Annotated in this window: 19 protein-coding genes and 1 pseudogene; 9 read left to right on the top strand and 11 right to left on the bottom strand. The window is 61.4% G+C overall.

The window, feature by feature from the left end:
* Positions 1-2 precede the first annotated feature (2 nt).
* The 8 genes and pseudogenes from ACGJAX_RS23185 to ACGJAX_RS23150 form a co-directional block, all read left to right on the top strand.
* Entirely contained in the window at positions 3-1,583 is a 1,581-nt protein-coding gene (locus ACGJAX_RS23185) for an aldehyde dehydrogenase family protein (protein ID WP_390956312.1), read from the top strand.
* 71 nt (positions 1,584-1,654) lie between these two features.
* Complete coding sequence (locus ACGJAX_RS23180) at positions 1,655-2,005, top strand: DUF5629 family protein (protein WP_248916720.1); 351 nt, start codon at positions 1,655-1,657, stop codon at positions 2,003-2,005.
* Complete coding sequence (locus ACGJAX_RS23175) at positions 1,998-3,167, top strand: beta-propeller fold lactonase family protein (protein WP_390956311.1); 1,170 nt, start codon at positions 1,998-2,000, stop codon at positions 3,165-3,167. Before ACGJAX_RS23180 ends, ACGJAX_RS23175 begins: the two co-directional genes overlap by 8 nt.
* A 156-nt stretch (positions 3,168-3,323) precedes the next feature.
* Positions 3,324-3,503, top strand: coding sequence for a hypothetical protein (locus tag ACGJAX_RS23170; protein ID WP_390956309.1), 180 nt, complete (start codon positions 3,324-3,326; stop codon positions 3,501-3,503).
* Positions 3,504-3,711: 208 nt separating this feature from the next.
* A complete protein-coding gene (locus tag ACGJAX_RS23165; RefSeq protein WP_281198154.1) occupies positions 3,712-3,837 on the top strand; it encodes a hypothetical protein in 126 nt (41 codons plus the stop codon).
* Between the two features lie 115 nt (positions 3,838-3,952).
* Positions 3,953-4,165: a hypothetical protein gene (locus tag ACGJAX_RS23160; RefSeq protein ID WP_390956308.1), complete on the top strand. Its 213-nt coding sequence runs from the start codon at positions 3,953-3,955 to the stop codon at positions 4,163-4,165.
* Positions 4,162-4,419 carry a hypothetical protein gene (locus tag ACGJAX_RS23155; RefSeq protein ID WP_248916718.1) on the top strand — a complete coding sequence of 86 codons (258 nt, stop codon included), beginning with the start codon at positions 4,162-4,164 and terminating at the stop codon, positions 4,417-4,419. The genes ACGJAX_RS23160 and ACGJAX_RS23155 overlap by 4 nt, the downstream gene beginning before the upstream one ends.
* Before the next feature lie 70 nt (positions 4,420-4,489).
* Positions 4,490-4,594, top strand: a pseudogene (locus ACGJAX_RS23150) (outer membrane lipoprotein carrier protein LolA); the annotation flags it as partial.
* A gap of 14 nt (positions 4,595-4,608) precedes the next feature.
* On the opposite strand, the gene ACGJAX_RS23145 reads toward ACGJAX_RS23150, so the two are convergent.
* The 11 genes from ACGJAX_RS23145 to ACGJAX_RS23095 form a co-directional block, all read right to left on the bottom strand.
* Entirely contained in the window at positions 4,609-5,205 is a 597-nt protein-coding gene (locus tag ACGJAX_RS23145; RefSeq protein WP_390956307.1) for a glutathione S-transferase N-terminal domain-containing protein, read from the bottom strand.
* On the bottom strand, positions 5,202-8,843 hold the full coding sequence (locus ACGJAX_RS23140) for an AAA family ATPase (RefSeq protein WP_390956306.1): 3,642 nt from the start codon (positions 8,841-8,843) through the stop codon (positions 5,202-5,204). Before ACGJAX_RS23140 ends, ACGJAX_RS23145 begins: the two co-directional genes overlap by 4 nt.
* A complete protein-coding gene (locus ACGJAX_RS23135; RefSeq protein ID WP_390956305.1) occupies positions 8,840-10,084 on the bottom strand; it encodes an exonuclease SbcCD subunit D C-terminal domain-containing protein in 1,245 nt (414 codons plus the stop codon). The genes ACGJAX_RS23140 and ACGJAX_RS23135 overlap by 4 nt, the downstream gene beginning before the upstream one ends.
* A gap of 249 nt (positions 10,085-10,333) precedes the next feature.
* On the bottom strand, positions 10,334-11,986 hold the full coding sequence (locus tag ACGJAX_RS23130; protein ID WP_390956304.1) for a BatD family protein: 1,653 nt from the start codon (positions 11,984-11,986) through the stop codon (positions 10,334-10,336).
* Entirely contained in the window at positions 11,983-13,725 is a 1,743-nt protein-coding gene (locus tag ACGJAX_RS23125; protein ID WP_390956302.1) for a tetratricopeptide repeat protein, read from the bottom strand. The genes ACGJAX_RS23130 and ACGJAX_RS23125 overlap by 4 nt, the downstream gene beginning before the upstream one ends.
* The gene (locus ACGJAX_RS23120; RefSeq protein ID WP_390956301.1) at positions 13,722-14,801 is read right to left on the bottom strand and encodes a VWA domain-containing protein; all 1,080 of its coding nucleotides are present in this window, start codon (positions 14,799-14,801) and stop codon (positions 13,722-13,724) included. Before ACGJAX_RS23120 ends, ACGJAX_RS23125 begins: the two co-directional genes overlap by 4 nt.
* The gene (locus tag ACGJAX_RS23115; protein ID WP_090320932.1) at positions 14,794-15,288 is read right to left on the bottom strand and encodes a DUF4381 domain-containing protein; all 495 of its coding nucleotides are present in this window, start codon (positions 15,286-15,288) and stop codon (positions 14,794-14,796) included. Before ACGJAX_RS23115 ends, ACGJAX_RS23120 begins: the two co-directional genes overlap by 8 nt.
* Complete coding sequence (locus tag ACGJAX_RS23110; protein ID WP_247255764.1) at positions 15,285-16,229, bottom strand: DUF58 domain-containing protein; 945 nt, start codon at positions 16,227-16,229, stop codon at positions 15,285-15,287. Before ACGJAX_RS23110 ends, ACGJAX_RS23115 begins: the two co-directional genes overlap by 4 nt.
* A 5-nt stretch (positions 16,230-16,234) precedes the next feature.
* Complete coding sequence (locus tag ACGJAX_RS23105) at positions 16,235-17,194, bottom strand: MoxR family ATPase (protein WP_003218556.1); 960 nt, start codon at positions 17,192-17,194, stop codon at positions 16,235-16,237.
* A 290-nt stretch (positions 17,195-17,484) separates the two neighbouring features.
* Positions 17,485-17,838 carry a hypothetical protein gene (locus ACGJAX_RS23100; RefSeq protein ID WP_090320939.1) on the bottom strand — a complete coding sequence of 118 codons (354 nt, stop codon included), beginning with the start codon at positions 17,836-17,838 and terminating at the stop codon, positions 17,485-17,487.
* A 230-nt stretch (positions 17,839-18,068) separates the two neighbouring features.
* The gene (locus ACGJAX_RS23095; RefSeq protein WP_390956300.1) at positions 18,069-18,416 is read right to left on the bottom strand and encodes a hypothetical protein; all 348 of its coding nucleotides are present in this window, start codon (positions 18,414-18,416) and stop codon (positions 18,069-18,071) included.
* 120 nt (positions 18,417-18,536) lie between these two features.
* Between ACGJAX_RS23095 and ACGJAX_RS23090 the strand changes: the two genes are divergently transcribed.
* Positions 18,537-19,589: a hypothetical protein gene (locus ACGJAX_RS23090; protein ID WP_390956299.1), complete on the top strand. Its 1,053-nt coding sequence runs from the start codon at positions 18,537-18,539 to the stop codon at positions 19,587-19,589.
* Positions 19,590-19,934: the final 345 nt, after the last annotated feature.

Genomic DNA, 19,934 nt, shown 5'->3' with positions numbered 1-19,934 from the left:
CCATGACCCCGATTCTTGGCCACAACTACATCGGCGGCCAGCGCAGCGCGCTGGGCACTGTCAAACTGCAGAGTGTCGACGCCGAAACGGGCGAAGCACTGCCCCATGATTTCTACCAGGCGACACCGCAAGAGGTCGATGCCGCTGCCAAGGCTGCGGCCCTGGCGTACCCGGTTTATCGGCGCTTGAGCGCCGAGCGTCGCGCGCAGTTTCTCGAGGCCATCGCCGATGAACTCGATGCCCTGGGTGACGCGTTCGTGACGCTGGTTTGCCGTGAAACCGCGCTGCCAGCGGCACGGATCATCGGCGAGCGCGGCCGCACCAGCGGGCAGATGCGTTTGTTCGCGAAGGTGCTGCGGCGCGGCGACTTCTACGGGGCGCGCATCGACCAGGCGCTGCCTGAGCGCCAACCGCTGCCGCGACCCGATCTGCGCCAGTACCGCATCGGCCTCGGGCCGGTGGCAGTGTTTGGAGCGAGCAATTTTCCCCTGGCCTTTTCCACCGCGGGTGGCGATACCGCTGCGGCACTGGCCGCCGGTTGCCCGGTGGTGTTCAAGGCCCACAGTGGACACATGGCCACGGCGGAGCAGGTGGCCGATGCCATCGTCCGCGCGGCGCAAAAGACCGCGATGCCGACCGGCGTTTTCAACATGATCTACGGCGCTGGCGTCGGCGAAGCACTGGTCAAGCATCCGGCCATTCAGGCGGTGGGCTTCACCGGTTCGCTCAAGGGCGGCAGGGCGTTGTGCGACATGGCGGCGGCGCGTGCACAACCGATACCGGTGTTCGCCGAGATGTCGAGCATCAACCCGGTGATCGTGCTGCCCCAGGCACTGCAAGAGCGCACGGAAACCATTGCCCGTGGCCTGTCGGCTTCCGTGGTTCAAAGCTGTGGTCAGTTCTGCACTAACCCCGGCCTTGTTATCGGTATCCGTTCGCCGCAGTTCAGCGCGTTCCTCAAATTGCTCGCCGACATGATGGCCGATCAACCGGCGCAAACCATGCTCAACGCCGGAACCCTGGGCAGCTATGGCAAGGGCCTGCAAAAGCTTTCCGATCATCCGGGCATCGAGCACCTGGCGGGCAATCCGCAACAAGGTCATCAGGCGCAGCCGCAACTGTTCAAGGCCGATGTCAGCTTGCTGATCAACGGCGACGAGGTGCTGCAAGAAGAAGTGTTTGGCCCGACCACCGTAGTGGTGGAAGTGGCCGATCAGGCACAACTGCACGCTGCATTGAATGGGCTGCACGGTCAGTTGACCGCGACGATCTTGGGTGAACAGGCTGACTTTGAACAATTCGGTGAGCTCACGGCCTTGCTGGAGCAGAAGGTCGGGCGAATCCTGATCAACGGCTATCCAACCGGTGTCGAGGTGTGCGATTCGATGGTGCATGGAGGGCCGTATCCGGCGACGTCGGACGCTCGCGGCACGTCGGTGGGCACCCTGGCCATCGACCGTTTCCTGCGTCCGGTGTGCTTCCAGAATTACCCGGACAACTTGCTGCCGGAGGCGTTGCAGAATGCTAATCCGCTGGGCATTCAGCGCCTGGTGGATGGCAAGCCCTCCCGCGACGCGATCTGATCGCGGGTGACAGTCCCCGTGGGAGCGGGCAAGCCGGCACCCACGGATTGTGTGGAACAGTCAGCAAACCCATGAGCTATCATTGCGTCTTTCCCTTCCAAAGATTGAATGCCATGACTGCTGCCACTGACACCTTGCTCAACGTCCTCGAACACTGCGGTATGGTGGAAATCGACGGGCTGCACGCCTTCGAATTTTCCCTCGACGAGGACGACAACCTGCACATCGAATGCATGGACGGTCGAGCGGCCAGGCATTGGGAGTTCACGCCGGCGCAAATCCAGGCCGCTAGCTTCGACAGCACTTTGCAAAGCTGGTTGATCACGGGTGATTCTGGTGAACATCGCCTGGTTTGCCTCGGTGACGTCATTGGCGGTGACAACGATGACGATGATGAAGACGATGAAAATGAGGATGCGTAACTTCTGGCCATTGTTCATGGCCGGCAGCATCGGTGCGATGGGCGTTCAAGTCGCTTCTGCCGAGGACTATCAACTGCTGGTGGGTTCGTACACCGCCGGACAAAGCCAGGGCCTCTATCGGCTGCATTTCGACAGCGCGACCGGGCAGATCGACGGCAAACCCCTGCAAGTGGTCAAAAGCGAAAATCCCTCCTGGCTGACCCTGTCAAAGGATCAGCGTCGTCTGTTCGTGGTCAATGAAAACGGCCCCGGCCAGACCGATCCGGTAGGGCGAGTGAGCAGCTACGCAATCGACCCCAAGACCCATGAGCTGAGCCTGATCAATCAGGTGCAGAGCCTGGGCAATGAACCGACGCATTCGAGCCTCAGCGCTGACGCCAGCCATCTGTTTGTCAGCAACTACTCGGTGGCCGAAGATCCCGGTGGCACCCTGGCGGTGTTACCGGTGAGTGCCGACGGTGCGCTCAAGCCGGTGGTGCAGATGAGCAGCCATCCGGCCAGTCGGGTCAATCCCGAGCGGCAGATGTCGGCGCACGTGCATTCGACGGTCTCGGCGCCGGATGGCCGTTATGTGTTCTCCAATGACCTGGGCGCGGACAGGGTTTATGCCTACCGTTTCGATCCCAAGGCCAACCCGGACCTGCCATTGACCCCGGCCAAGCCGGCGTTCGTCCAGTTGCCTGCCGGCAGCGGGCCACGGCATTTGCTGTTCAGCGCCGATGGCAAACACGCCTGGCTGACCATGGAGATGAGTGCTCAAGTGGCGGTGTTCGATTATCGGGACGGGTCGCTGGTGCAGACGCAGATGGTCGACCTGGCGGCCGGCCAGCCGGTCTCGGACAAGGCTGCCGCCGCGTTACATGCCTCGGCAGACGGCAAATTCCTTTACGTCAGCAACCGTGGCACCGCCAATCAGTTGCTGGTGTTCGCCATCTACCCTGCAACCGGCCACCTCAAGGAGCTGCAACGTCGTTCGGTGGAAGGCGACCACCCGCGTGAGTTCAGCCTCGATCCGAGTGGCAAATTTGTGCTGATCGCCAATCAGAAGAGCAACCAGATTGTCGTCGTCGAGCGCGATGCCAAGACCGGTTTGCTGGGCAAAACCGTGCAAAAGTTGCCGATGGACGCCCCGAGCGATCTCAAGTTTTTGCTGCGACAATAGGCCGCAGGCCCCGGTCTAAGGGGCCTGCGCTGTTCTATCAATGAGGCTGATATCTGGTAATGCTGCAAAGCATTTCAAGACGGCGCCCCTCGAAGGTTAAGTTTGCTTCACGGCCCCACCGGGCAAGCAAGCCAACTGACTTCGAGGAATACCGCCATGAACTTCAATCTCTTCTCCGTAATCGCCGCTTCCGCCATCTCTGCTTCCGTTGCCCTGCCAGCCAGTGCCAACGTTGAAATCAGCGAGAAAAAATCCCACAACCAGAGCTACACCCAGAAATACCTGCAGCAGAGCGCCAACTTCTACGCCGCGCTGGATCACAAAGCCCAACACTGAAAGCTACTTCCTGCCCCCTTTATGCAGGAGCGAAGTCACTTGCCAATCGACCGTCCACGGATCGAAAGGCATAGAAGTGATGTCGCTCCTGCATAACGCATTTACGACAGCATCAAATAGCCACTAATCTTCTTCTTGATATCACCCCGCCGCACGTTTAAATTTGACGCTGATTTTTTGACTCCATCTCAAGAAAAGGATCGACAAGATGGCGATGCGTCTGGCTGTGGTGCTGCTGTTTCTCTATTCCACCCCTATTTTATCGGCTGCACAGCCCATTCCCGGCGAGCCTGACGCTGCCCGTGAACGCCTGATGAGTTTTATTGAAGACTGAAATAGTCTGCTTCAATGATCAACGAAGCTGATAGTTGCTATAGACCGGACTCGTTGGTTATCCGCGCTTTTTTGATCGATCCTGTGGACATTGAAACATGCCCACGGAGAACATCATGGCCCGCGCAATCATCACTTCTGCCAAACATGGCGCCTATGTGGCTATCGGTCTTTACCTGGTCATGGTGCTGGCGGTCAGTCTTTCGCCGCAGTCGCAACAATCCTTCGAAGCGCCGATTCAAGTCGCGCGTCCCGGCATCCAGTTTGAACACCGCGCCCAACAGGCGATGGTCGATCAGGCTGATCTCGCGGGAGTCGGCGGAGCATGAACAGATGCAAGTTTTTGGTCATTGCCTTTCTGGCATTCATCACCAATGGATTTTCCTTGCTGGGGATCGGGCAAGGTTCGATAGGCGGGGTGGCACGAGCCATCGAGGCCAACCACAACATCGCGCGTAACATCGAGACCGCCAAGGCCATGGGGATGCTGGCCGGTAATCCGCCGGTCGAACCTGAAAGCGGCTTTTTCGGGCCGTTCGAAGTGGACTGCTCGATGATTGGGATGTGTGAAGTGCTGGCCTGAATCACTGAATCACTGAATCACTGAATCACTGAATCACTGAATCACTGAATCACTGAATCACTGAATCACCATGATCCCTGTGGGAGCGAGCCTGCTCGCGATGGTCGTGAACGATGACGCTGAGAACCTGACACCGCGCGGCGCTCTCAGGTTTTTCGCGAGCAGGCTCGCTCCTGCAGAGGGTCGCGCTTATTTCGCCATGATCGACGTGAACAATGGCGACTCGATAAACCGCTGCAACCAGGCCTGCAACCGCCGATAAGGCGTCTGCGCGAACCATTCGCGATCGACATGGGCGAATTGCCGAACGAACGGCATCAACGCCACGTCGGCGAGGCTGGGATGATCGGCCAGCAAGCAGGCATGACCCTCGAGCATCTCGTCGAGCTTGAGCAAGAACACCTCGCCCTCGGCGCGGTAAAACTCCATCGCATGCTCGGGGTAGCGTTCGGCGTATTTGTAGCGATTGAGCTGCACCTTGAACGCCTGGTCGTTTTCCTCGATCAGCGCGGCAATGGTCAGCTGTCCCTGCGGATCATCCTTGAGCAACCAGTCCTGGGGATCGTTCTGCGCCAACGCCCAGCGCATGATTTCCAGGCTTTCATCGATGACCTGGCCGTCCACGTCCAGCACCGGCACCGTACCTTTGCTCGACAGCGCGAGCATTTCGGCGGGTTTGGCCTTCAGGCTGACTTCGACAATGCTGACCTCAACCCCGGAGTAGCGCAGGGCCATGCGCGCCCGCATGGCGTATGGGCAGCGGCGGAAGGAATAGAGCGTGGTCATTTCACCTCCAGGGTGCTGAGGCCGTTGCCTTGGCGACGGACCTGAATCTGTACCGGAATCCGTTCATGCATTTCCTGCACGTGGGAAATGACCGCGACCTTGCGGCCCTGAGCCTGCAGGCCGTCGAGAGCGTCCATGGCCAGTTGCAGGGATTCCGGGTCAAGGCTGCCGAAGCCTTCGTCAATGAACAGCGATTCGATTTTCAGCGTGCTCGACGCCATCGATGCCAGGCCCAGCGCCAGCGCCAGCGATACCAGGAAGGTCTCGCCACCGGACAACGAATGCACCGAACGCAGTTCGTCGCCCATCTCGGTGTCCATCACCAGCAACCCCAGCATGCTGCCACCGCGCTTGAGGCGATAGCGACGCACCAGTTGGCGCAGTTGCACGTTGGCGTGATGGACCAGCAAGTCGAGGTTGTAGGCCTGGGCGATCTTGCGGAAGGTGTCGCCAGTGGCCGAACCGATCAACGCATTCAAACGCGCCCAGCGCTGGAATTCGGCGTAGGCGTCGGCAATCTGTTGCGCCAGGGCCTGATTGGCGTTTTGCCGGCGCTGGTCCTCAGCCTGCTCGGCACGCAATTCAGCGCAGCGTTGTTCGCTGAGGCCGAACTGGTTTTGCAGGTCGGTGAGGGCGCTGGCGAGTTGCTCGGCGTCGAGGTTGCCATTGTGCTGGGCCTGATGATCGGCCAGGCGCTGGTCACGTTCCTGCAGCAGCACCTTGGCCTGTTCGATGGCCTTTTCGCTGTTCTGCAAGCGCTGGCGTAGCTCGCTAACTTGCGTGTCATCGACCCGCAGAAGGTCTTCGAGACCGCCGTCATCCAGTTCGGGATGACGCGCGCGCCAGTCGGCAATCTTCTGTGTCAGCTCGTTGTCTTCGCTTTGCAGCGCTTGCAAACGCTCCTGTTGTGCCTTGAGTTCCGCGCCAATCCGCACGTATTGCGTGCGCACGTTCTGCAGTTCCGAAGCCGTGGCGGTTTCGGCGTTGCGCGCCTGCTCCACGGCCTGTTCCAGTTGCTGCTGCCAGTGCTCGGCGCTGCTGTGTTCGCCCAGCAGTTGCGCGAGTTTCGCCTGACAGGCCTGTTGCTGTTCGGCCAGAGCACTGAACTGCTGCTCGGCGCTTTGCAGCTGCTGTATGCGGCTGAGCTGGCGATCCTGTTCCTTCTCCAGCGTCTGCTGACATTGCTGCTGTTCGGCCAGTTCTTCCTTTTGCTGATCGACTTGCGCCAGGCGCTCGGCGATCTGCCGATCCAGCTGCATGAAGGTTGCCGCCGGCTCGACGCGCAAGGCCTCGAGGGTTTGGGCCGGCAGCAGGCTGGCGAACGCGGTGAGTTCCTCGTCGAGGCGCTGACGGTCGCTGCTCAGTTCGCGTTGTTGATTGCTCAGGTGCTGCGCTGCTTGCTGATGCGCGGTCTCGGTATTGCGCAGTTGCTGGGTCAGGCGCGCGGCATCCTGTTGCAGGGTGAGCAGGGCGCTTTGGCGTTGTTCGTCCTGGGTGATGCTCTGGTTCAACTGATCGTTTTGCCGGGTCAGCCAGGCGTCGCGCTTGTCGGCGTCCTGACCGAACAACGAAGTGCCCAGCGGATGCGCCTCCAGGCTCGGCGTCAGTGCCTGGAGTTGGGCGGTCAATTGTTCTTGCTGTTGCAGCAGCTCTTTCTGCCGGGCGATCACTCCACCGACTTCGGCGCGCAGCTCGGTGAGTTTTTCCTTGAGCTGATCCACCGCCTGCTGGGCCGAGGCCTGCTCATTTTCATCGTGGCGACCCAGGCTTTGCAGCAGTGCTTCAGGCTGATGATACGGGTGCTCGTTGCTGCCGCAGACCGGGCAGGGCTGGTCGTCCTGCAACTGCGCGCGCAACTCTTCGACACTGGCGCTGCGGGCCAGACGCTGGCGTTCGAGCAGTTCACGGGTGACGTTGAGGGTTTGTTCGGCGACGCTGAGTTCGGCTTTGGTTTTGACCCCGTCCTGGGTCAGGCGCTCGCGCTCCTGTTGCGCATCGAGCAGTCGCTGGTGCAGCTCGGCGCCGCGTTTTTCCAGCTCCTGCTGACTGGTCCAGAGCCGCGTCATGTCTTCAATGGCGCGCAGTTGTTTGTGATTGTCCTGCAACAGGTTGCCAAGGATACCGATCTGCTCGGCAACCGCATCCGGCTCGGCGCCGGCCTCTTTGAACAGCACTTCCAGTTGCTGTTTTTGCGTGTTCAGTGCTTCGGCGCTTTGCGCCGCGCTCTGTTCGAGGCTGGCCAGTTCGGCCTGGCCCTTGTTCAGGCGATTGCCAATCAGCATCAGTTGTTGCAGGCGATCGCGGTAGGCATTCCACGCATCGCTCAACGGCGCCAGATGGGTGCTCTGTTCCAGCTCGGTGGCCATTTTTTGCAGGCGTTCAGCGACCTGGGCCTGTTTTTTCTGCAAGGTTTCAATGCCGCTCTGGCCTTGCGTGCAGGCCTGCTCGGCGGACTGTCGGGCGTCGGCGCTGAGGGCGGTGTCCTTGGCGAGGCGGGCGAGGGTGCTTTGCTCCTCGAAAGCCTGACGCAGCAGCGGGGCGCTTTCGCTGTGCCGCTGCTGCGCTTCGCTCAGGGCGTTTTTCGCCGAATCGAGGGTTTGCTCCAGTTGCGTCTGGCGTTCGCTGAGTTCGCCATGTTGGCGGGTGTGTGTAGCAATCTGTGCAGCCAGTGGCGTCAGTTGCGCATCGAGTTCCGTCTTGCGCGCGAACTGGTGACGTTGCGGGGCGAGTTGTTCAAGGCGCGTGAGCTTGAGGCGTTCGCCGGCCAGACCTTCCCACTGTTGTTGCGAACTGTGCAGTTGCTCGGCGGCCGCTTGTTGCGCGTCCTGCAACTGGCGCAAATCCTTGAGCCAGCTGTGTTGCTGCTCCAGCTGCTTGAGTTGCGCCTGCTGCAACTTCAGCTGTTGCTGCGCTTCGTTGAAGCGTTCATCCAGCTCCGCACGGGCTTCGGGCGACAGCGGGGTGACACCGCTGGCCTGGTCCTGCAGCAGCTTGTGCGCCTCGCGGGCCTCTTTGGTCTTGTCGAAGGCCCGACGGCCGAGACGGGTGTAGAGCGCCGTGTCGGTGAGTTTTTCCAGCAGTTCGCTGCGGTCGTTGTCGTCAGCCTTGAGGAAGGCGCTGAACTCGCTTTGGGCCAGCAGCACGGCACGGGTGAACTGTTCGAAGTTCAGGCCCAGGGCGGCTTCGAGTTGGGTCTTGTATTCGCCTTTCTGGCTGGCCAGCAGTTGATCCTGATCGATGTCACGCAGGCTCTGGCGACTGGCCTGCAGCTTGCCACCGGCCTTTTCCCGGGCGCGGTTGGCTTCCCAGCGTGCGCGATAGCGGCGGCCGTCGACACCGACGAAATCCACTTCGGCATAGCCCTCACCGGTGCCGCGACGCAGCAGCGTACGCGGGTCACCGGTGCCGATTTCGCCATCGGCGTCTGGCACCTTGGCGTCGCGGCCGGTGTTGTTCAGCCGCGGCACGGCACCAAACAACGCCAGGCACAGGGCATCGAGCAAGGTGCTTTTGCCGGCGCCGGTCGGTCCGGTGATGGCGAACAGGCCGGCACTGGCCAGAGGTTCGGCGGTGAAGTCGATTTCAAAGGGCCCGGCCAGGGAGGCGAGGTTTTTCAGGCGGATCGCGAGGATCTTCATGGCTGTTCGCCCTCCATCTGCACGTCTTGCAGCAACTCGGCAAAGTCCTTGAGGGTTTGCTCGTCGACTTCGCTGCCGTAATTGTCCTGCCAGGCCCGGCTGAACAGTTCCTGCGGGGTGAGCTGGTCCAGTTCGATCAGCGCCGCACCGTCCTCGGCGCCGTCACGACTGCCATTTCCGGCGTATTCGGCGGCGATGCGCACCAGTCGCACAGCCTTGCCTTGCAGGGCGCTTTCCACTTGATGGCGCAAGTCGGGTTGCGGTTCGTCGAGGCGCACCCGGACTTCAAGCCAGGGTTGACGCTGCAGGTCGGCGAGCAGGTCGATGTTCGGCAAGTCCGCCAACTGCAACAGGATCTCCGCCAGCGGCGCCGGGCCGAGACGCTGCAGGTTCACCGCACGGGGAATGAGTCTGGGTTCAACGCTGACCAGGGTTTCGCCGTCGAGGGTGATGTCGAGAATCTGGTGCTGGTAGCCGATCTCGGAGAACGACAACGGAATCGGCGAGCCGCTGTAGCGAATGCGCTCCTCGCCGTTGACCTTTTGCGGCTTGTGCAAATGTCCGAGGGCCACGTAGCTGATGCTCGGCCCGAACAGGCTGGCGGGCAGGGCTTCGGCGTTGCCGATGATCAGGCTGCGCTCCGAGTCTTCCGACACCGAACCACCGGCCATGTGCGCATGGCTGATGGCGATCAGTGCCTGGCCCGGCTGGCGTTTGGCGTTGGCCGCTTCGATCAGCCATTCATGAACCTGGCCAATGCCGCGCAGGTAGTTGTCGCCCAGATGCGCGCCGGTCACTTCCGCCGGGCGCAGGAACGGCAGCGCCAGGCACCAGCCGGCGATTTCACCGCTAGCGTCCGGCAGAGGCAGCAACAGGCGTTCGGCGTCCAGTTGCCCGTCATCGAGCCACAACACGCGACCCAGGGCATGGGTGCGCAAGCGGCGCATCAAAGGCGCGGGCAGTTCGATCCGCGATCCGGAATCATGGTTGCCGGCAATCATCACGATGGTCAGCGACGGCTGCTGCTCGTGGGCGCTGACGATGAAGTCGTAGAGGCGTTCCTGGGCTTTGACCGGCGGGTTGACCGTGTCGAAGATGTCGCCGGCGATCAGCAGCACATCGGGCTGATCCAGCTTGAGCTGACGCAGCAACCAGTCGAGAAAACAACCGTGCTCGAAATCGCGATCCTGGCCGTGCAGGTTCTGCCCGAGGTGCCAGTCGGAGGTGTGGAACAGACGCAAGGGCAACTCCGCTAGATAAAAGGTGATGGCCGCAGGGACACATGACGCGGCGAAAGGGGAGAGAGTTTACTGGCAAAAAAACACGATCGCACCGCGAACCTGTGGCGAGGGAGCTTGCTCCCGTCAGGCTGCGAAGCGGCCCCAAATTCGAATACCCAATGATAAGGGGTCAAGGCTTTGCGATTGCTTCGCAACCGAGCGGGAGCGAGCGCCGTCGCCACAAAAGCTTCCTGCCATAAAGACGGGTGTTTATTTGGGATAAAGCGGCGGCAAACCACTGTCACCCACCGGGTCCTGGACCCGCTCGGCAATCGGGATGGTGCGGATCGCCCGCCACAGCTCTTCGCCTTGCCAGTGTTGGCCGGTTTCGCTGTATAGCGCGCCGTTCAAGCCGTCGAGGGCGTCGGACAGTGGCACGAAGCGGGCGGCCATGTCGGCCAGGGTTTCCGGTTGCTGTCGGGCCCAGGCGTCGAGGGCCTGGCGCGTGGCGTGGGGATCGTTGGCCTGGCAGGCGCGCTTGAGGTCGTCGAGCACGGTGCGCGGGCTCGGGCCGGTCTGTGCGGCTCGCGCGATTGCCGGTTGCCAGCGCGCGCGCCACCACAGGCCAAAGCCCAGCAGCGTCGTGCAAGCGAGGATCAGGGTGCTGAGTTTCCAGCGCCGCAGGGTTTCGTTGTCGACAGTGGTGTTGGCCGGTGAGTTGCCGGCCGGCGTGTCGACCACGAGGCTCGGATTGGCCGCGACCTGCAGGGTTCGGGCCGGCAGGCTGGTGTGTTCCAGATGGTCTTCAAAGGTGTTCCACCAGACCACTTCGACCGACGGCAGCTCGATCGGTCCGCTACGGACCGGCACCAGCGCCTCACGGTCTTCACGACTGCCGACCAGGCCGCGGTCGTTGTTCTGGTTGCCCAGCACCGGTTGGTCCGGATAACGACGCAGACCACTGGCTTCGGTGCCCGGCAATGGTGGTAGCTGTGCGCTGCCGAGGCCTTCGGCCTTGACGATCAGGCTGCGGGTCAGCGAGTCACCGACCTGGACATGCTCCGGTTCCGGGTTCCAGTGCTCACTCAGGGTCAGGCTGCGTGCCGGCAGCCATGGCAGGTCGGCGGGGTAGGTGATGGGTTTGGCCTTGACCGTCAGCAGCAGTTCGCTGGAGCTGACGCGCATCAGCTTGCCGGATTTCGGCGACTGCGATGTGGCGTCCGGGGCGGGCTGTGCATCCACCAGGGCGGCATTGAAGGTTTGCGCCGGGATGATCAATTCGCCACTGTGCTGCGGGTAGATCGCGTAACGCATTTCGATTACGCCATGGCGAACGCCGTTGATGTCTTTCTCGTAGGTGCGCGACTCGCCGAGCTGCTCGATGCGTGCATCGGGAATCTGCAGCGGCGGCAGGCTGCTGTCGTCGTACAGCGAAACCGAATGGTAGATGCGCAAGGTCAGGACCGCCTGAGCCTGCACGTACACGCTGTTCTGGTCGAGGCTGGCGTCGATGAAGACCGGGGCCTGTTTGTTCGGGTTGTCCTGGGTTTGGCTTTCCACCACTTGCACGGTGATCGGCTGGCTCTCGACGTCACCCAGCTTCAACGGCGGAATCACTACGCTGCCATTTTCTTTGGGCAGCAGGGTGACGATCCAGCGTGTGGTGGCGCGGTTGTCGCCGCTGAGGGTGTTCAACTGGTTGACCTGACGTGTGCCACGCACCTCGAAAAGTGGCTCCAGCGGCGTCAGGTCCGGCTTGCCGAACTGCGTGACGTCGGAGGACTCCAGGGTCAGTTCGATTGTCTCTCCGGAGCTCAGGCGGGTGCGATCGACGCTGGCGACCAGCTCGGATGCCTGGGCCTGAGCGGTGCAGATCAGCAAGGCCGGCATCGAGGCGAGCATGTAGGCGGTGAAGCGGGTCATCGAGTTTTTCCCTGATCCTGATGTTGTTGCTGTTCGTACCAGAATTTGCGTCTGAGCAATTCGCCGGGGTCATCCGGGATCTGCCTCAGCCACTGCTCCAGCGCCTGCTGTTGTTCGCCTTCGATGCTGTCGTTGGCCGGGCGCATGGGCGGTGTGGTGTGCTGTTCATCCCCCAGTTCGCTGCCCGGTACTTCATTGTTGCCGGGGCGGGTCGGGCGGGCTGGTGGTTGTTCGGTGGCAGATTGGGTGTCCTCGCCTTCGGCCTTCGGTTCGCCCGTGCCCGACGGTTGCGTCGAGGTGGCGCCGGACGGTGATTCCTGGGGCGGCGTCTGCGGCTCTTCAGTGGAGGCCTTGTCCGGCTCGGCGGCAGGCGGGGTCTGCTGCTGCTTGATCAGGGCTTCCACCAGTGCCTTGTTGGTCAGGGCCGGGCGCAAGTCCGGCTGGCGTTCAAGTGCCTGATCATAAGCATCCAGTGCGGCTTCCAGTTCGCCATTTTTGGCCAGGGCATTGCCACGATTGTAGTGGGCGTGGGCGTCATTGCCTTCGGCGAACCGCTGGGCGGCGCCGGTGTAATCACCGGCCTCGTAAAGGGCCACGCCTTGCCATTGGCGATCTTCGAAATGTTGTGCCGCTTCTGCCGGGCGTTTCTGCTTGAGCAGGTGTTGACCCTGTTGGTCGGGGCGCAGCCACAGGTCCTGAAAGTCGAAGGCATAGCTCGACTGTGGCAATGCCAGCAACAGCGGCAGGCAGAACAGCCAGCCGCGACGGCCGGCGCAGGCCGCCAGCAACAACAAGGGCAGCAGCAGCCAGTAACCCTGATCGGCCCAGGTGTCCAGGCGCAGGGTCTGGCCGTCGTTGCGCAGGTTACGCGGGCCGTCGAGCAGGCCGAGGGCGCGCAGGTCGGTATCGTCCAGGCGCGCCTGGCGGTAATGTCCATCCAGGTCACTGGCGAAGTCTTTGAGGCCAGCGTCGTCCAGACGAGGCACCAGAATCGCGCCCTGTTCATCTTTGAGGAAACTGCCATCTTCCTGAGTGATCGGCGCACCTTCGGCGGTGCCGATGCCGAGCATCAGAAACTGCGTTGATTTGCCGCTCAGCGCGCGGCGAATCCCCAGGCGTTCCTGCTCCGTGAGAGATGAACCAATCAACAGGATCCGGCCATCGCCGAGGGCGGCCTGTTGCAGCAAGGTCAGGGCCTTGGCCACCGCGAGGTCGGCGCGATGGCCGGCTTCGGGCATCAGCGACGGCTTGAGGGCATCGAGCAGATTGTGGCTGGTGGCCAAATCATCCGACAGGGGGACGAGGGTGTGCGCACTGCCGGCGTATACGACGATGGCCGTCTGCGCATCACTGCGATTTTGCAGCAGGTCGAAGAGCTTGCGCCGGGCCTGCTCCAGGCGGTTGGGCTGAACGTCGGCGGCGAGCATCTCCGGGGTCAACTCCAGGAGCACCACCAATGGGTCGGCGGGTTTCTGGCTCAGTTGCTCGACACGTTCCCAGCTCGGGCCCAACAGTGCGAACACGGTCAGCAGCCAGGCCACGCCAAGGGCGATCCACGGCAGTTTGCTGTCGCGTCCGTTGCCACCACTGAGCAATGCCGAGTGGAAGGCGGGCGGCAGAATCATCTGCCAGCGCCCGGCACGTTTCTGCCGATGCCAGAGTTGCCAGAGCAACCAGCCAAGCAATGGCAGCAACAGCAGCCACCAGGGGCGGAACCAGTAGGGCCAGAGTGCGCTCATCGACGCCTCCGCAGACGCAGGCGCTTGAGCCGCTCGCGCCAGTCAGGCAATTGCGTTTGCAAAAACAGATCCTTGGTAAACAGGCGGTGCAAGGGGTTATCCGGCCAGAGTTCGCGGGCCACCAACAGCATGCTCAACAACAGTGCCAGCGCCAAAGGCCACTGATACAACGTCTGAGCCGGGCGGGCCTGGGTTGGTTGCTGGGCCAGGGGCTCCAGTCGGTCGAGAGTCTCCTTGATCGCTTGCAGTTCCTTGCCGTCACGAGCCCGGAAGTACTGGCCGCCCGTGGTTTCGGCGATGGCTTTGAGGGACGGTTCGTCCAGATCCAGGCTCGGGTTGATCCCGAGGAACCCCGGGGTGCCACTTTGCTCCGGGTCGGCGCCGATGCCGATCGGGTAGATTTTCACCCCTTCCTTGGCCGCCAGGCGCGCTGCAGTGAGCGGGTCGATCTGGCCGGCGTTGTTGGCGCCGTCCGTCACCAGAATCAATACGCGGCTTTGTGCCGGACGCTGGCGCAAGCGCTTGATGGCCAGGCCAATGGCGTCGCCGATGGCGGTGTTCTTGCCGGCGATGCCGATACGCGCTTCGTCGAGCCAGACACGCACCGTGTGGCGGTCGAACGTCAGGGGCGCTTGCAGGTACGCCTGGCTGCCGAACAGGATCAGGCCGACCCGATCACCTTCGCGGCTTTCCAGGAAATCACCGAGCAGATGCTGGACCAGCGCAAGGCGGCTGACATCGTCGTCCTGCCATTGCATGTCGGGGAAGTCCATGGAACCGGACACATCCACCGCCACCAGCAGATCGCGGCCGCTGGCCGCAATCGGCAGGGGTTCGCCCAGCCATTGCGGACGCGCGGCGGCGGTCAGCAACATCAGCCACAGCAGTATGAACGGTGCCTGTTGGCGCCAGGCCGGCAGGTTGGCGCGAGCGCGACGCCGGGCCAGGCCTTCAAGGTCACTGAGGAAGCTGACCTTGAGCGCCGGCTCGCCGCTGTCGGCCACCGGCAACAGTACGCGCATCAGCCACGGCAGGGGCAGCATGACGAAGATCCACGGCCAGGCGAACTCAAACATGTTTGCGAATCCAGATTTCGACGGCTTGGGTCAGGCCGGCAATAGCCTTGTCGTCGAGTTTGCATTCGGGCTTGTAGGCGCCTTCGACCAGCACCATCCAGCGGGTCAGGCCGGCTGCCGGGCAGCGGTTGTCCAGAAAGGCCAGCCATTTGCGTCCGTTGAGGGTGTGGCTCTGGCTGTAGGGATAGTGGTTGCGGCACAGGCGCTTGAGCAGGCCGTTGAGCTGTTGCAGCCAGGCGCCTGCGGGCGCGCCATCGTAGGGCTTGGGCATCAACGCCAGTTCTGCCAGTGCGGCGAGGCGCACCGGGTCCAGTGGTTGCTCGGCGCGCACGACCGGGCGTTTGCCCGGCAAGAAGCGTCGCAGCTTCCACAGGCCGAAACCGATCAAAGGCAGCAACAACAGCAACAACCACCAGCCCGGCGCCGGTGGCCAGAACCCGATGGCGGGTGGGGTAATCAGCGGTTGCAGTTGATCGAGACTGTTCATCGGCCTTTCCCCGGTTTCTGCGGGTTCAGGTATTCGCGCAATTGTTCGACCATCTCGCTTTGGGTGCTCAAGGGCATCAACAACACGCGCAGTTTTTGTGCGAGCAATTCCCAACGGGCAATGCGCGCTTCGGCCTGGGCGCGGTAGGTCTGGCGCAGGTCGAAATTCAGCGTGTCGAGTTCCAGCTGCGCGCCACGTTCGGCAAAGCGCAACAGCCCGGCGGCGGGCAGGGCGTGATCCAACGGGTCGGACAGTGGCAGCAGCAACAGATCGCAATGGCGCGACAACAAACTCAACTGCTGTTCGGCGCTCTCGGACAGGGCCCGTTCGTCGCAGATCACGATCGCCAGGCTGCCCGGGCGCAACACTTCACGGGCACGACGCAAGGCAATGCCGAAGGCATCACGGGCCGGCTCGCTTTCGGTGTTCAGGGACTGGTTGACCCGCACCAGTCGGTTGAGCAATTGCAGCAGGCTCTGCTTGCTGCGCCGGGGTTTGATTTCGTAATGCTCGTTGTCGCCGAACACCAGTCCGCCGACCCGATCGTTATGACCCAGCGCGGCCCAGCCGATCAGGCTCGCGGCCTGGGCGGCGAGCACCGACTTGAACATCAGCCCGGAGCCGAAAAACAGCCGGCGGCTTTGCTCGACCATGATGAAGATCGGCCGCTCGCGTTCTTCGTGGAACAGTTTGGTGTGCGGCTCTTGAGTCCGTGCCGTGACGCGCCAGTCGATGGTGCGCACGTCGTCACCGGCCTGGTAGACCCGCACCTGATCGAAGTCCACGCCACGTCCGCGCAGCTTGGAGTGGTGCAGGCCGATCAGCGGGCTGCGCTGGCTCGGCGTGGAGAACAATTGCACTTCACGTACGCGATGGCGCATCTCGATCAGCTCGGCGAGCGTGATGCGGATACCCGGTTGGGACGGCAGGGGGGCGTTCATCGGGGTCAAGCGACGGCTACGACGTCGAGAATCCGCTGGACCACCCGATCCTGGTCGATCCCCGCGGCTTCGGCTTCAAAGGAGAGAATGATGCGATGGCGCAGCACATCGAACAGCACGGCCTGGATGTCTTCCGGGCTGACGAAGTCGCGTCCGGCCAGCCATGCATGGGCGCGGGCGCAACGGTCGAGGGCAATCGAACCGCGAGGACTGGCGCCGTAGGCAATCCATTCGGCCATTTCCGGGTCGAATTTGGCCGGTGTCCGCGTGGCCATGACCAATTGCACCAGGTATTCCTCCACGGCGTCGGCCATGTACAAGCCGAGGATTTCCTTGCGCGCGGCAAAGATGGCCTGCTGACTGACCCGGCGTTCGGGCTTGGTCTCACCGTTCAGCGCTTCGCCGCGAGCCTGTTGCAGGATCCGCCGTTCGACGGCGGCATCGGGGAAGCCGATTTTCACGTGCATCAGGAAACGGTCGAGCTGGGCTTCGGGCAGCGGGTAGGTGCCTTCCTGCTCGATGGGGTTTTGCGTGGCCATCACCAGAAACAGCGGCGACAGCTCATACGTGCTGCGTCCGACACTGACCTGGCGCTCGGCCATGGCTTCGAGCAAGGCTGACTGGACCTTGGCCGGGGCCCGGTTGATTTCGTCCGCCAGCACCAGGTTGTGGAAGATCGGGCCTTGCTGGAACACGAAGCTGCCGGTTTCCGGGCGATAGATCTCCGTGCCGGTAATGTCGGCGGGCAACAGGTCGGGGGTGAACTGAATGCGATGGAACTGGGCTTCGATGCCCTCGGCCAGTTCTTTGATGGCCTTGGTCTTGGCCAGGCCAGGGGCGCCCTCGACCAGCATGTGGCCATCGGCAAGCAGGGCGATGAGCAAGCGCTCGATGAGTTTTTCCTGGCCGAGAATCTGCGTTGAAAGAAAGGTTCGCAGCGCAAGCAGCGCTTCACGATGTTCCATCGATGACTGTTCCTGGAAAGGGTGACCGACGACGTTCGAATAACGCCAGGGCTGGGGGCGTTACTTTAATCCATCGCGGGGGGCGGCGACTAACGGCATTTTGCGTAAAGTGGGGGAAATGATTGGAGAGACGCCACAATCCTGACAGGCAGAAAGGCAGGTCGGGGCTTCAGGACGCCATCGCGGGCAAGTACGCTCCCACAGTTATCTGCGGAGTGTTCACTATCTGTGCTGCACATCCAGACCCGGTGGGAGCGGGCTTGCCCGCGATGAGGCCTGCTCAGGCACCGTTAAATGTTGCTGATGTAAGTCCCGGTCCCCTTGAGAATGTTCTGCAAGGTTTCCTCAACTTCCGCCAGCTCGCTTGCATCGGTGCTGTGAGTGATCTCCAGCACATCATCGCCATTGAGCGCATCAGCATCGGCCGCCGCGATTTCGATCTTCAGCAGGGTAGGGCTCAGGGTGACTTTCACACCGTCCAGGGACGATGGTTCGTCATCGAGGGTTATTTCCAGCTCGTCCTCGTCCGGGTAGCGGGTCATCAGGAACATTTCGCCCTTGTTGCTGTGGCAGCAGAGCATGGCCATGTTGTCTTCTTCTTCATCGCAAGGGTTGACGATCAAGAGGGGGGTGGTCATTTGCATGGGGAGTTCCTGGCTCGGCGAGCGTTTGAGGGCTACAAAAGCCAATTCTGCCAGCCGTCGAGTCTTTGTGCTGCCCCCGCGTGGCCTGAGTCGCAAAATAGTGCGTTTTATATTATTGGTCTGATGAATTTCAGTCTGGCTTCATGGTTTTGTCTATGAATGATGAAAGACCTGTCTTTCGGATGTGTCTCATCCGGCAACATGAAAAATCCGATGGGGCTGTAGGGTATTTATACAAGGGAAAAATAACCCGCATCCACGGCGTTTTTGCTTGTTTTGTCCGATTTATTTGCCTTAGTTTTTGCAGCTCGAACGCGTTGGATTGCGTAGTCAGCTATGAAAAAAAGGACCTTTGAATGAGTCGTTATTTTGAGTGGGCGGATGAGATCAAACATTTGTCCGAAGAACAGGTCGAGGAGCTCTACCAGCGTTATCTGAACGGCGAAAAAACTGCGGAACTGGCAGTCGAATACAACATTTCGGCGAATGTCCGCAGTCTGTTGAAGGTATTGCCACCCATCATCAGCAAGGACCTGGCATGCCCTTACTGCGACCTTCCCATGTGGGTGCGTCGGCATGCCAGGGGTACTCCTGTCTCAATCCGTAAGCCCTTCAAATGCGTGCGTTGCGAGCACTATCACTTCGCGCCGGGCAACTATGGTCGGCAAAGGCTCTGTAATTGCATCGAGTGTTACAAAGTGCGCCAGCAGGAAGTCGCGGCCCAAGCGTTGCGCGACCGGAGTGAGCTGGAGAAGCGTTATGGAGTAACGAGTCCGCCAGTGCCGTATGCGTCGCTGAGCTTCGTTCAGAAACTGGTCCTGCTTGCCTTGCTGGACGATGGCGGCGCCGCCGGTGCGGAACGCATCGCCCCGCTCGATGCCAGTACAAGAAGCGAATATTTGGCGCCCAGCGAAGAATCCAGCGAAGAGTGGGTGAAAAAGCTTTACGAATGCGGCGCATTATTGGTCGATCTGGGTTCGGATATTAAGGCGTTCGACCGGGCATCCGGATGCCTGATCAACGATTTTTCCGCAGTACGCTGGCTGCCAAACGTTGCCCTGGAGCCCTCCGTACAGTGCACTCGCGACGCGCTGTACCTGGCGCTTTATCAGGAGCTGTCCGGGGCCGTGCAGCCCGCCTGGAAAAGCGAGCTTTATGCGTTGATGTTCAGTCTGGCGCGGGATGAGTCGATCCAGTACATCCAGGTGCTGGCCAATGAGGTGAATTTTGTGTTCAGCGCCCAAGGGCGTGCCGAAACCGTCGTTGGCCAGCTTTTGCAGGACTTCTCGGTAAGTCATCTCTACTACTTTGCGCGCCTGGCCGTGAAAAATGCCGCGCATTTTTATGCGACCGGCAACTCCAAGGGCAGAAACCATGCAGCAAACACCATTCCGGGCAACATGCTGGGTACGGCGCAGGATGCGCTGGCGAGGAATTGGCGCAAGACAGCCTATCGCGATTCGCGGGTGCCGCAGTCGGCCTTGCATCGCTTGTTATATGACGTGGTACTCAAGGACAGCGGTGCTGGCTTTTCGAAGTCCCCCGGAATCTATTGGCGCGATGAATTGGTGCCGCAGTTTTTTTCCGGGGCCCTCTTCGGCAGTGATCTGGCAGGGCATCTGCAGCTGTTTTGTCGTGAGTGCGACTCGGCCAATATCGACGCGAGCATGGACAAGATGACGCTGCAAATGATGTGTTACGACTGCGCCACCGTGAGTAAATTTCGAGCCGTTGAGGACTTGATTGACTGATTTGGTCGTAGTTTCTACGGCGATCTCGTCGGCGCCCATGATTTGCCCCGCAATCATGGGTGTCGTCTTTTTCTGATTCGCTTGAAAACGCAACGGTCTCGAGCACGTGTTTTCGGGTGAATGACCGGCTGATCCGGCAGGAATTTCCCCGATTTCCCGCTCGGCTGCTAGTGTTGATCGTTGCACATGGCGCAAGCAGCGTACCGTTGACCGAATATGTCGCAGCACCGCAAGCACGGGCCTTGCCGCACTCGTTAAGCTGCGCAACGGATGAGCACCTGTAAAGGCATTGCGCTGCGCGCAGCCCAGTCGTTTTTGCAGATGCCCATTCATGGAAGGTGAATG

Source organism: Pseudomonas moorei, assembly GCF_042846945.1.
GTDB classification, from domain to species: Bacteria; Pseudomonadota; Gammaproteobacteria; order Pseudomonadales; family Pseudomonadaceae; genus Aquipseudomonas; species Aquipseudomonas moorei.
This window is presented reverse-complemented; position numbering and strand designations above follow the sequence as displayed.